This window comes from Streptomyces sp. CA-106110 (assembly GCF_050936285.1).
Taxonomy (GTDB): domain Bacteria; phylum Actinomycetota; class Actinomycetes; order Streptomycetales; family Streptomycetaceae; genus Streptomyces.
Genome location: NZ_JBNJNB010000001.1, coordinates 2,477,781 through 2,490,821 on the forward strand (window position 1 = coordinate 2,477,781; position 13,041 = coordinate 2,490,821).

General features: G+C 69.6%; 8 protein-coding genes. 6 read left to right on the forward strand and 2 right to left on the reverse strand.

Annotated features, from left to right (window positions below; translation table 11 throughout):
• Window positions 1-132 precede the first annotated feature (132 nt).
• From ACQEXA_RS11455 to ACQEXA_RS11465, 3 genes are all read left to right on the forward strand, one after another.
• Window positions 133-1,197 (forward strand): alpha/beta fold hydrolase, encoded by a 1,065-nt coding sequence (locus tag ACQEXA_RS11455; RefSeq protein ID WP_433129634.1) that lies wholly within the window; start codon window positions 133-135, stop codon window positions 1,195-1,197.
• 531 nt (window positions 1,198-1,728) lie between these two features.
• On the forward strand, window positions 1,729-2,589 hold the full coding sequence (locus tag ACQEXA_RS11460) for an alpha/beta fold hydrolase (RefSeq protein WP_433129636.1): 861 nt from the start codon (window positions 1,729-1,731) through the stop codon (window positions 2,587-2,589).
• Between the two features lie 104 nt (window positions 2,590-2,693).
• The gene (locus ACQEXA_RS11465) at window positions 2,694-3,668 is read left to right on the forward strand and encodes a helix-turn-helix domain-containing protein (protein ID WP_433129638.1); all 975 of its coding nucleotides are present in this window, start codon (window positions 2,694-2,696) and stop codon (window positions 3,666-3,668) included.
• Between the two features lie 363 nt (window positions 3,669-4,031).
• Here the strand turns inward: ACQEXA_RS11465 and ACQEXA_RS11470 are convergent, their stop codons facing one another.
• Window positions 4,032-5,567 carry an MDR family MFS transporter gene (locus ACQEXA_RS11470; protein ID WP_433129641.1) on the reverse strand — a complete coding sequence of 512 codons (1,536 nt, stop codon included), beginning with the start codon at window positions 5,565-5,567 and terminating at the stop codon, window positions 4,032-4,034.
• Between the two features lie 241 nt (window positions 5,568-5,808).
• On the opposite strand from ACQEXA_RS11470, the gene ACQEXA_RS11475 reads away from it, so the two are divergent.
• Together ACQEXA_RS11475 and ACQEXA_RS11480 are read left to right on the forward strand one after the other, a co-directional pair.
• Window positions 5,809-6,297 carry a TetR/AcrR family transcriptional regulator gene (locus ACQEXA_RS11475; RefSeq protein WP_432939742.1) on the forward strand — a complete coding sequence of 163 codons (489 nt, stop codon included), beginning with the start codon at window positions 5,809-5,811 and terminating at the stop codon, window positions 6,295-6,297.
• Between the two features lie 1,459 nt (window positions 6,298-7,756).
• Window positions 7,757-10,498, forward strand: a complete 2,742-nt coding sequence (locus ACQEXA_RS11480; protein WP_433134519.1) for a helix-turn-helix transcriptional regulator — start codon at window positions 7,757-7,759, stop codon at window positions 10,496-10,498.
• A 67-nt stretch (window positions 10,499-10,565) separates the two neighbouring features.
• Here ACQEXA_RS11480 and ACQEXA_RS11485 read toward each other — a convergent pair whose 3' ends face one another.
• On the reverse strand, window positions 10,566-11,369 hold the full coding sequence (locus ACQEXA_RS11485) for an alpha/beta hydrolase (RefSeq protein ID WP_433129643.1): 804 nt from the start codon (window positions 11,367-11,369) through the stop codon (window positions 10,566-10,568).
• A gap of 566 nt (window positions 11,370-11,935) precedes the next feature.
• Here ACQEXA_RS11485 and ACQEXA_RS11490 point away from each other — a divergent pair.
• Window positions 11,936-12,415 (forward strand): SsgA family sporulation/cell division regulator, encoded by a 480-nt coding sequence (locus tag ACQEXA_RS11490; protein WP_433129645.1) that lies wholly within the window; start codon window positions 11,936-11,938, stop codon window positions 12,413-12,415.
• Window positions 12,416-13,041: the final 626 nt, after the last annotated feature.

A 13,041-nucleotide genomic window follows, 5' to 3' on the forward strand; every position in this document is an offset into this window, starting at 1 on the left:
CGGTTTGACTGGTGACGAGTGCTGTGCGAGGGTCATCGCGCCAAGAGCCGCAGTGATCTCGTACCGCCGATGTCAGCGGGAGGTCTCCCGGGCTCGGGCCGGTCACCGGAAACGCACGATGGAGGGTTTGACATGATCAACAGGCGTACCTTCAGCAAGGCCGTCGGCCTGGGCACCGGCGCGGCCGCGGTCTCGCTGTCCGGCCTGCAGACCAGCGCATCCGCCGCGGCCGCCTCGCACGAGCCCGGCGGCGCTCCCGTTCCCACCGTGCCCCTCACTCCGCGCACCCACACCGAGTTCCGCACGATCAAGCAGGTCAAGGCGGGCCTCCTGGACATCGGTTACGCCGAGGCCGGCCCCGCCCACGGCCCGGTCGTCATCTGCCTGCACGGCTGGCCCTACGACATCCACAGCTTCGTCGACGTCGCCCCGCTCCTCGCCGACCTGGGCTACCGCGTCATCGTTCCCTACCTGCGCGGCCACGGCAGCACCCGCTTCCTGTCCCGTCACACCCCCCGCAGCGCCGAGCAGTCCGCCATCGCGCTGGACATCATCGCCTTGATGGACGCGCTCAAGATCGACAAGGCCGTCCTCGCCGGCTTCGACTGGGGCTCGCGCACCGCCGACATCATCTCCGCCCTGTGGCCGGAGCGCGTCAAGGCCCTTGTCTCCACCAGCGGTTACCTCATCACCAACATCAAGACGCAGCTTGAGCCCGCCCTCCCGGCCGTCGAGCACAACTGGTGGTACCAGTGGTACTTCGCCACCGAGCGCGGCAAGAAGGCCATGGAGAACGTCGACGAACGCATCGCGCTGTGCCGCTACGTGTGGACCCTCGTCTCCCCCAACTGGAACTTCGACGACGCCACCTTCGAGCGCACCGCCGAAGCCTTCAAGAATCCCGACTACGCGGCCATCGTTCTCTACAACTATCGCTGGCGCATCGGCCTGATCGACGGTGAGCGCCGCTACGACCGCTACGAGAAGCAGCTGGCGGCCCAGCCCTCCATCCACGTTCCCACGATCACCCTCGACGCGGCCCTCGACCCCTTCACCCCGGCCGGCGACGGCTCCGTCTACCGCACCCACTTCACCGGCCCGTACGAGCACCGCACCATCGCGAACGTCGGCCACAACCTGCCTCAGGAAGCGCCCTCCACCTTCGCCCAGACCGTGGTCGACGTCGACCACTTCTGAGATCCGCATCCGCCGCCGAGCCCGAACCCCGGACACCGCGCGGTCACGCCCAGGAGCACATGGCCGTGCCCTTCGGCCGGATCACCGGACCGGGTCCGGGGTCGCGGGCGAGGCTCAGGCGGCGGCCTGGAGACAGGCGAACGGATGCCCTCCGGCTGCGCATAGACGCCGGCGGACATCCACCCTGCGGGGCCCCGTGGACGAAGCAGGACGACGGGCCCGGCCCACGAGGTGAGAACGGCGAACGACCTGGGGTGGTCCACAGCAGCACACGTGCACACCGGGCCTCAGGTGCCCAGGCCCCAGACCCGGCAGGCCCCAGGCCCCAGGCCCCAGGCCCCAGGCCCCAGGCCCCAGGCCCCAGGCCCCAGGCCAGGCTCGTACGCCGGCCGGAAACTTCCAACAGCTCGTCACCATCTTGACGGGTGATCTACGCATTCCAAAATTCGTCACCATCCAGCACGGTGACGAGGGTCGGCAAGGCCGGCCCGCCCCCCATTTACCGAGAAGATGTCTGAGAGGAGTTTTGTCGTGGTGAGCATCAAGGGTGGCCGCAAGCGGCTGGTGACGGGTGTGGTCTCTACGGTCACGGTGGGTCTCGCGTTCGGCACCATCGCCCTCAGCGGCCCCGCCAACGGCGCGACCAGGAGCGCCGAGGCGGCAGACACCGGCATACACGCCAAGCCGACCATCGTCCTGGAGCACGGCGCCTTCGCCGACGGCTCGAGCTGGAACGGTGTCATCGCCGACCTGCGCGCCCACGGCTACCCGGTCGTTGCCGCCGCCAATCCGCTGCGCGGCCCGGCCTCCGACGCCGCCGCTCTGCGCACGGTCCTCGACCACGTCAAGGGACCGAAGATCCTCGTCGGCCACTCCTACGGCGGCAACGTCATCAGCCAGGCCGCCGCCGACGACCCCGAAGTCAAGGCCCTGGTCTACGTCGCCGCCTTCCTGCCCGCCCCGGGCGAGAGCGCCCTGGAGCTCACCAACAAGTATCCGGGCTCTACTCTCCCCAACGCCCTCGACCCGGTCACCTACAAGCAGGCCGACGGCTCCACCGCCACCGACCTGTACATCCAGCAGGACAAGTTCCGCCACCAATTCGCCGCCGACGTCCCCGCGAAGCAGGCCGCCCTCATGGCCGCCGAACAGCGTCCCATCGCTCAGGCCGCCCTGGAGGAGAAGGCCACCACCGCCGCCTGGAAGACCAAGCCCAGCTGGGACATCGTCACCACCCGCGACCTCAACATCCCCGCCGCCGTCCAGCGCTTCATAGCCAAGCGCGCCCACGCGCACACCACCGAGGTCGCCGCCTCCCACTCGGTCGCCGTCTCCCACCCCCACCTGGTGGCCAACGTGATCGAACAGGCCGCCCACGCCACCGTCCGCTGACATCCCTCGAGGGCGGCGGGCGTAAGGTCCCGCCGCCCTCGGGCGATGCCACGGACACCACAGGCACACCTCACACGTGTGCTGTTCACGGGAGACTGGACGCCTTGACCTCACACCCCGACCCTCGTGCGCTCGGTGCCTTCCTCAGGGCCCGTCGGGCACAGCTGGATCCGCGGGAGTGCGGCTTGCCCGAGACGGACTCCGCCCGCAGGGTCGCGGGACTGCGCCGCGAGGAGGTCGCCCGGCTCGCAGCGATCAGCGTGGACTACTACACGCGGCTCGAACAGGGCCGCGTCCGGGCTTCCGCGCCCGTGCTCGCCTCCCTGGCCCGCGCCCTGCGCCTCGACGACGACCTACGGAAACACCTCTACGAACTCGCCGGTCGGAACGACCCCCGCCCACACCGCCGATCCGCCCAGCGTGTGCGGCCCGCCATGCGACGCATGCTGGACCAACTCACCCACGCCCCCGCGCTCGTCCTCGGCAAACGCCTGGATGTCCTGGCCTGGAACCCGGCCGCCGCGGCCCTCTACACAGACTTCTCGGCGCTCCCGCCGGCCCGGCGCAACTATGTGCACCTGCTGTTCACGAACCCGGTGGTCCGCGAGTTGCACCAGGACTGGCAGCACGACGCCCGCGACGCGGTCGCCGCACTGCGTATGGAGGCCGCGGTCGACCCCGACGACCCCGACCTCGCTCGCCTCGTCGGTGAACTGACGATCCAGGACGCGGACTTCCGCACCTGGTGGGCCGAACACCACGTCAACAGCGCGACCTCCGGCACCAAGCACTATCGCCACCGCCTGGTCGGCGAGCTCACCCTGAACTGCGACGCCTGGGCCAGCTTCGACGGCTCCGGACAACGTCTGATGGTGCTGACCGCCGAACCCGGCAGCCCCTCCCACGACGCGCTGCTCATCCTCACCTCCTGGACCGCCGGGCGGGGGAACCCGGCCCGGCGAAGGACAGGACACCGTGACCACCTGAGCGCCGGAGGAACCACCGCGCTCGACCGTCGCGGGCGCCGCCGCACATCAGGCCACCGAGCCCAGTGGTCCGGCCGCGTCCCGGGCCGATGAAGCCGCACGTCGTCCCTCTCGTGCTCCTGGGCGACGGCAACATCGTTGCGTTCTCGGATGGCTTCGAGGAGTACGCCGAACTCATCCGCCAGTCGTTCCCTCACCCGCCGGGCGACCGCCCCGTCACCGGCCGCCGGTCCTGTCACCGGACGGCTCGGCGACTGGGCACCCCGTTTCCTGGGCCCGGGAGGGCGCTCGCCGCGGAAACGGCCTGGGTGGTTCCGTACTCCATCAACGCCATGGTCTTCGCCCGCGGCCACCGCACCAGCCAGGACAGCTGGCGGACGCAGGCTGGACCTCCGGAAACGCCGCCGGCCGGCACCCGTGAGGGCGTCGGCCGGTCGAAGAGCGTTGTCCGGTGGGTCAGGCGGCCGGGACGGTCTCCTTGGCGGTGGCAGCCGCGGAGGCACCGGCCTTCTCCTCGGCCTTGCGGGCCGGCTTCAGGAAGAAGGCGAGGAGGGTGCCGACGGCGAGGGTCGGGGCGATCCACAGGTACCCCATGGCCGTCGCGTGGGCGAAGGCGTCCAGCGCGGTGTCGCGCAGGGCGGCAGGCAGCCGGCCGATGGTGTCGGGGCGGGCGGTGTCGAAGCCACCGGCGGTCGGCAGGCCGTGGGTGCGGTCGGCGAAGCCGAAGTTGAGGAGGGTGCCGAAGACGGCGACACCGAAGGCCGCGCCTATGGAGCGGGCGAAGGTGACCACGGCGCTGGCGGCGCCGAGATCGGCGGCGGGCACGCTGTTCTGGACGGTGGTCAGCACGACCATGGGCACCATGCCGATGCCGACACCGGTGATCAGGAAGTAGACGCTCAGCACGAGGGTGTTGGTGGCCGCCCCGATCGTGCCCAGCAGGAGCAGCCCGGCGAGGTTGGTGATGAGGCCCACCAGAAGGATCGCTCGCAGCCGGTTGACGTGTGCGGCCCAGCGTCCGGCCAGGGACTGGCTGACCACCAGACCGGCGACCAGGGGCAGCATGTGGACGCCGGAGAGAGTGGCCGAGACCCCGTGGACGATCTGGAGGTAGGTCGGCAGGTAGACCAGTACGGCAAACATCGCGGCGTTTGCGAAGAACCCGATCAGCGAGGAGAAGACCACGGTCCGGGAGGCGAACATGGCGGGCGGCAGGACCGGGGCGGCGGCGCGGCGCTCGACCGTCACCAGCAGCACGGCCAGCGCGACGGTGGCGACGATCAGGCCGACGATGGCCGGCGAGCCCCAGCCCCAGCGCTCACCGAAGGACGTGATCAGGACCAGGCCGGTGGCGATGGCGGCCAGCATGGTGGAGCCGAGGTAGTCGATGCGTGCCTTGGCGCCCCGGGTGGCCGCGGGCAGCGCCCGCGCGGCGAGGGCCAGGGCGACGATGCCGACGGGCAGGTTGATCAGGAAGGCCCACCGCCAGGACAGCTGGTCGGTGAAGACGCCGCCCAGCAGGGGGCCGACGATGCTGGCGACGCCGTAGACCGAACCGAACATGCCCTGGTAGCGGCCGCGTTCGCTCGGGGCGACGATGTCACCGACGAGAGCGAAGGTCAGCACGATCATGCCGCCGCCGCCCGCACCCTGCAGTACACGGGCCCCGATCAGCTCGGGCAGGTTCTGCGCCAGACCGCAGGCCACCGAGGCGATCAGGAAGATGGAGGTCGAGGCCAGGTACAGCCGCTTGCGGCCGAACATGTCGCCGAGCTTGCCCCACAGCGGTGTCACTGCCGTCGACGCGAGCAGGTAGGCGGCGCTGACCCACGCGATGTCGTCGAACCCGTCCAGGTCCTCCGCTATCCGGGGCAACGCGGTAGAGACGATCGTCTGGTCCAGGGCCGCGAGAAGGACCGCCAGGATCAGCGCACTCATTGCGGCGGCGACACCACCCGCCTTGGGTGAGGGGGACTTGTATGCCTTCGACATCGGAACTTGCCCTTTCTGGAAGTGGTGTGCATGGACGATGTGCCGACCGGTGCTGGACGAATCGACCCACCGGCCTGGCACTACCAGAGCTATCTGCCACTTGACTGTAGCACTTAGCGGGCATGGCTCCACCCTTGAGAGGCGCTAGGTGTCCCAGACTTCACATTCCGCTACTAGAATCGGTGCGGTGAGAGCCGACGCAGCACGCAACCTGGAAGCCGTTCTGACCACCGGAGCACGCATGCTCGCCACCGATCCCGGCGCGAGCATCGCGAGCATCGCCGCCGAGGCAGGCGTCGACCGGCGCACCGTCTACCGCCGCTTCGCCTCCCGCGAGGAACTCCTCGCCGCCATCTACGAATCCCGCCTCACGGCCATCGAGCACGCCATCCAAGACGCACGACTGCGCGAAGCACCCGTCGCCGTCGCCCTGCACCGCTACGTCGAGAACATCATCACCGTCAACCGCACCTGGCCCGTCGACCTCACCCGCATGCTCGCCGACGCCACCATCCAGGCCCGCCGCGACACATCCGTCCGCGAAGTCGACACCTTCCTCCAACGCGCCACCGACGAAGGCCTCCTACGCCCCCACCTCCCCCAGGGATGGGCCAGCGCACTACTCCCCCAGCTCATGCACCTCGTGTCACGTCAACTGCCCGAACTGAGCCCCGCACAAGCGGCGGACGTCGTCGTCGACACCCTGCTGAACGGCCTCGGAACGTCCTGATACACAGATGGCCCTCGGCAGCACATGGGCACATGTGTCACCGAGGGCAAGCCGGCCCGTGCGGCAGCGGTCCGGCGGCGTCCCGCCGCCGGTCGACTCAGGGGGCGCGTCCCGCCGCCGTTCAACTCATTCCACGACCTGCCGAGCGGTGTCCGTGCCGGAGGCCTCCTGTTCCTCGTCCTCGTCCTGTGGGCGCCGGGAAACCGCCGGAGGGGGCAGTGGCACGGTTCCGGGCAGGCGGACACGGCGGAGTCGGGACGGCTCGTTCCTGGAGGCGGGGCGCTTCAAGGCTTCTCCCATCGATGCGTTCGACGTGCCGTGTCCCCGGCGCGTGACGCCGAGGGTCGGACAGGGCGGGTGCTCCAAGAAACCAACGATGCCGCCGACGCATTCCGGGGCGAACCGATTCCACCGCGAGCGCGACCCAGCTGGCTGCCGGCGGGCGTGGCGCCGAGCAGCGGCATCATGTGGTCGCAGCCGGAACTGAGCAGCTGAAGCACCCCAAGGTTGCGCATCCGCGGCCGTACGGAGCGCAGGATGCGTTCGGCACCGGGCCCCGGTGGGCCCACGAGGAAACGGACGTCGCCTGGATCGCCGGGCAGCGGGCCCGATTCGCCCCAGTATGAGCAGATGAGCCCGTCCGGCAGACCAGCGATCTGGCTTCGGCGATAAGGGAGCCAGACGGTCATACCGTCTTTCATCGTGCATCAGCTTCTTCCCGCTCTGTACCGCGTGGATCGGCGTCGATGCACCCGGCCCAGGTTGAGAGACCCACCGCGTCCCTAGCGGCGGACAATGTGCCGGACCGCCTCCGCAGACATGTGGTTGTTCACTCACCCGTGTCGACGTGTGTGTCGCAGGCCGAGGTTCACGTGAGACACGCCACTCGCATGTGTGAGCCAGCGTCTCAGTCGTCGCGTGTACGGAACATGAGCCGATCACGTGTGTGTGCTACTGCTCATCGTGGTGTTTCCTCCCGAAGAATCGGGACGTCGGGCAGACGAAACATGTCGTGCGATCGAAGGTACACACCCGGCGCCAGGGGCCGAGCACACGTCCGACGGGTGTTCGGTGCGGAGCCGTACACAAGAACTTTTTCGGCCACATCAGGTGACGAACGCCCCCGGCGGCATCTACTCTTCTGCGTGAGGTGTGGGTGGCAGGGGCGGCGGACACGTCACGGGCACACTGTCGAGGGTCCTCGTCAAACATGTGACGAGCGGGCCACCGACCCGTGGTGTCACGCGCAGCCAACCCCCTGCGGCTTCCGGGACCGGGCGACCCCCGAGGTCCAGGAGGCGGGCGGCGGTGACACTCGCCGCCAAGGCGATGAGGAACGACGACGTACCCTCACTTGCGCCTGGCGCGATCCGTTCACACGAACATGAAAGCGCGTTCGGTCCGGGCTGGTTCAGCGGTGAAGGGAGTGGGGGGAACAGTGGAGTCACTCGTCGGGAACATGGTCGGCCGGGAACGCGAGCGGGAGCTGTTGTCGGAGTTCGTGGCGGCTTCCGGGGGCCGGGCTCTCGTTCTGCGGGGAGACGCGGGTGTGGGCAAGAGCGCCCTGCTGGACCACGTCGTCGAGCTCGCGGCGGTCGAGGAGCACAGGGTGATCAGAGCGGCCGGGGTGGAGGCTGAGTCGGAACTCCCGTTCGCCGGTCTGCACCAGTTCCTGTATCCGCTGCTCTCCTACATCGACCGGCTGGACGAGACCCACCGGGGGGTCTTCGACATCGTTTTCGGCAGAGGCAAAGGCGCGCCTCCCTCGGTGATGACCCTCGGCATCGCCGTCCTGGATCTGCTCTCCCTCGCGGCCTCGCAGAAACCCCTCCTCCTGGTGCTCGACGACGGCCAGTGGTTCGACACCTCCAGTACCGAGGTGTGCGGATTCGTGGGGCGTCGGCTGACCGGCGGCTCGGTAAAGCTCATCGTCGGCCTGCGCTCCAACGTGCCCTCGGGCTTCGACACCGCCGCGCTGCCCCAACTGCCGGTGACCACGCTCTCTGAGAGGGACGCGGAACAACTCCTGGACATGCACCACCCCGGCCTGCAACCCCAGATCCACCGTCTGGTCCTGGACGAGGCGCAAGGAAACCCACTGGCCCTGCTGGAACTGCCGCCCTACGTGCGCGGCGGCCGGGCGGGACGCAACCCCGAAGAACTGTTCGGGTACACCGGCGTCCCGCTCCCCCTGCGCCTGCAGCACGTGTACGGCACCCGCATCAAGTCCCTCGGCGAGGCCGTGCGCGCGGAGCTGCTGCGCGGCGCCCTCGACGGTGTCGGAGCGGGCACGGCGGCCGACCGCACCCGAGGCACGCGCTACCGCATGATGGACGCCGACGAGGCCGCGGCCTGCGGTCTGCTGGACATCGACCCGCTCAGCGGCGACTTCGTCTTCCGGCACCCCCTGGTGCGCTCGACCGTCGTCCAGATGGCGACCCCCAACCAGCGACGTGCGGCCCACGCCGTGTTCGCGGACGTGCACCGTGACGATCTGGAACGGCGTGCCACGCACCTCGCGGCCTCGACGATCGACCCCGACGAGCAGGTCGCGGCCACCCTCGAGGCAGCGGCCGACTCCGCCACTCGGCGCGGTGGTTCGCAGACAGCCATAGCCTGGCTGACCCGGGCCGCGGAACTCAGCGAGAGCCACGAGGAACGCTCCCGCAGACTGGGCAGCGCGGCGTACATCGCCGGACACTCCGGCCAGTTGGACCAGGCCCGGCAGTTGGTCCGCTCGGGCACCGGGTCCGGCAACGACTCCCCGAACTCGGCGGTCACGTCGGGCTATGTCGCGCTCTTCGAGGACGGGGACGTACGGTCCTCGCAGCGCCAGGTCTTCGCGGCGATCGAGAGCATGTGCGACAGCGGGGTGCGGGAGCCGGACGAGGTGCTCACGCGACTGGTCGACCTGCTGCTGGCCATCAACCAGTACGCCGGTGACGAGACCGCGTGGGAGCGGACTCATGAACTCCTGGGCCCCCTGGGAGACCTGGTGCCCTCGCATTCACGCGTCTACCAGGACGCCTGGGGCGACGTGGTGCGTCGCGGCGCGGGCGTCCACGAGCGGGTGGAACGCGCCTTCGCCGGCCTCCACGACCTGGAACCGTGGGATGTCACCCGGCTGGCCGTCGCCGCCTACCACGTGGACACCCTCAGTCACTACCGGCCGCATCTGCAGCGCACCGTGGACCGCGAGGTGGAGACGGGGGCCTTGGCCGACGCCATGACCATGCTGCACCTGATCATGCTCGACCAGATCGCGGTCGGTGAGTGGGACGAGGCCGAGCGCACCGGACAACGTTGCCTGGAGCTGACGACAACACACCGGCACGGGCTGTTCGCTTATCACACCCACGCGTATCTGAGTCTGCTGGCCGCGATGCGCGGCCAGACGGACCGCGCCCGCGAACTCCAGGCCGTCGTCGACGCCTGGGCCCGCCCCCGCGGCGTCGGCTTCCTCACCCAGATCGCCGACGCCATCGGCACCACCGCCGCCCTCAGCGAAGGCGACTACGAAGCCGCCTACCTCCACGCCATCGGCATCACACCCCCGGGCACCTTCGCCCCCTACGCCCACCAGGCCTCCCGCACCCTCCTCGACCTCGTCGAAGCGGCCCTCCACACCGGCCGCGCCGAACAAGCCCGCCGACACGCCCTCGCGGCACGCGACGCACACCTGCCCGACCTCTCCCCCCGCCTCGCCCTCATCACCCACGGCGCCCTCGCCATGACCGCCACCGACCCCGCCGAAGCCGACGAGATGTACCACCGCGCCGAAACCCACCCGGCCGCCGCCACCTTCCCCTTCGAACTCGCCCGCGTCCGCCTCGCCCACGGCATCCGCCTCCGACACACCCAGGGACGGAAGGCGGCACGGCCGTCGCTGACCCTGGCCGCGGAGACGTTCGAACGGCTCGGCGCACCCACCTGGGCCGAGCGGGCCCGGGCCGAGCTCCGTGCCACCGGTGCGTCCACCGCCTCCTCCTCGGCGCATTTCGCGGCGCTGACCTGGCAGGAACGCCGCATCGCGGATCTCGCCGCCGGCGGCCTGACCAACAAGGAGATCGGCGAACGCATGCACCTCTCGCCGCGCACCGTCAGCTCCCACCTGTACCGCGTCTTCCCCAAGCTCGGCATCACCTCCCGCGCCGCCCTCCGCGACGCGCTGGGCAAGATCCCCGACGACCAGAACGTCTGACCGGTCCGGCCGGCGGCCCGGGGACGACACGTGCCGCCCGCCGGCCGGCGGCACGTTCGGCCTGTCCCTACGCGGGGCGGGCACGGAGGCCGCGTTCGTCCAGCCAGCCGATCACGTGGTCGGCGACGAAACTCCATCCGCTGTCGATGACCAGGGAGTGGGCGCGGTCCGCGAACTGCTTCAAGTCGGTCACCGCTGTGGAGTCGCCGTACTGCTTGTACACCGCGCGCGTGACGGCGTCGGGCACCAGTCGGTCCTCCTGCCCGGAGATCAGCAGGAGCGGGCCGCGGTCCACGTTGCCGACGTCCACCACGGCGCGCGGGCTGCGCACCGAGCCCCCGTACCCCAGGTCGGCGAGCAGACGGCGGGGCGTCGGGACCACATAGCGCTCGAAGAGCCGGTCGGACTCCTCCGCTCCGACAGTGTTCGCGAAGCCGTGGTGGAACTGCTCCTGAGACAGGGACACCAGCTGTTCGGTGTCGTCGGCCTGGCCGGGGGTCCACAACCGAGCCGGGGAGGCGGGCGCCAGCGGGATGCCGTTGATCGGGGCGGGCGCGATCGCCACCGCGGCCCGGCCGATGTTGGCGCCGATGAGGTGCTGCGCGATGAGCCCGCCGACCGAGTGGCCGACGATCACCGGCGCGACATCGAACGAACACACGATTTCGGCGTAGTGGTCCGTCAGCACGTCCAGGCCTATGCCTGCGAGCGCCTCGGAGGACTTGCGCATGTCCCGGGCGGCGGCCGCCTCCCCCGGCCATCCGGGCGTGAAGGCGACGAACCCTTGACTGGCGAAGCGTTCCGCCCACGACTCCCAGGAGAGCGCGTGCAGCCACGCGCCATGGATGAAGACGACGGGAGTGTGGTTCACGGTTGGCCCCTCCGAGCATGACAATCACCCGACACTGGCACGCGGGCGACCGTCTCAGGATCGTTCAGGCGCAGGTCTGGGGCGACAGTCGAATGACTGAATGTCGGCGGCCCGCAGCGCTCGCAGGGCGGAGCGCCCCGGCGGACCGCCCCGGACAGGGCCACGAGGCGGACAGCGTCCGCACGGCGGGGCAACGGTCACCACGATCACCGTCGAAGGTCGGTGAAGTAGGACGGTCAAGTTACCTATGTACGTCGCTCCCGCGGGGACGAGAGTAGGTCGGGCCGGCTTCCGCCACGGAGCCACAGAGAAGGACCCACCACCATCAACGGCAATCAGCTGCTCCGCAGGTCAGGACGACTCCAGGTTGCGTACTGAGCCGGCTCTCACCGACCGGAGCCCGTTGGCGGAATGTGCAGCCTGAGACGCCTCACAGGAGTGGAACCCTCAACAACTGCTACAGTCGAGTGACAGATCAGTTTGGTACTGCCAGACTCATGGGTCTCATCGTCAGCGATGGACGGCACATCCGTCCATGCGCACCACTTGCAGGAAGGCACGTTCCGATGTCGAAGGCACGCAAGTCCCAACCGGGTGGACAGGCCCGCCGAACGGCGCCGCACGGCCTTCCTGAGCTGATCTTGGACATCGAGCGCGTCTTGGACGTCTCCGCCCGGCAGGCCATCAGGGCAAAGTTCCGGTTCGACCCGGATGCTCCCCTGGTCGTGTGCGTGGAGTTGGTCGTCGAGGGCGGCCCGCGCGTCCTGTGGCGAATCGGCCGCGACCTGCTCCAGCAGGGGCTGTACTCGGTGAGCGGCCTCGGTGACGTCCAGATATGGCCGTCACACTCGGAGGACCGGGCCACCGCACGGCTTCAGCTGACCTCCAGGGACATGGCGGCCCTGTTCGAGCTGCCCGTGCCTCCGCTGGCCGATTGGCTGGAGTACACCTACGAACTCGTTCCCGCCGGTCACGAGCTCGCGGAAATCGACTGGGACGTCGCCACCGCGGACCTGCTCCAGGAACCCAGGGCGCACTCCGACTGATCACGAGCGACGCGTCACCACCCGTTCGACAGGCGACACTCCCTGAAGAGTGCCCGCCGACCACGCTGGCGCGCATCGAACGACCACCGCGCTACCAGCCAACCCGCGGCGGTCAACTCGTCGTGGACGTACGCCGCCGCATGCCCCATCGCCCGCGCCCGGAGTCAGCCGCGCGGCTCGGCGGCAAGGAACACCGCGTGCCGCGCAGCCGGACGGCGTCCGGGAGCGGGTCCCAAGGAAGAACTCCCGCCGTCAGAGTGTTCGTTGGCTACCTCTGGCCGCAGGGCGGGACGGTCGTTCACACGCTCTTCCCGACATGAGGCCGACCGCTCCACACAACACAGCCGACCGGAAGTGACCCCGCCGCACACCGCAGTTGCCGAGGAAGAAGCGGACCGGAACGCGAGCCGCTAGTTGAAGGTGCGGGTGCCCGAGGAACGTCTGCGGTGCGCTGCGCCGATTGACCCCCGGAATCAACTCGGCGGCGTGAGACTTAGATTCACTCTGAGCGACAGCCCGTTCCTGGCGGCATAGCTGCACCGCCTCCCGCACAGGGGCTGCCCGCGATACAGCTGCGGTGCGTCCGGACACGGTGCTGCTTGAAGGAGGTTGCGCAATCAGTCTTG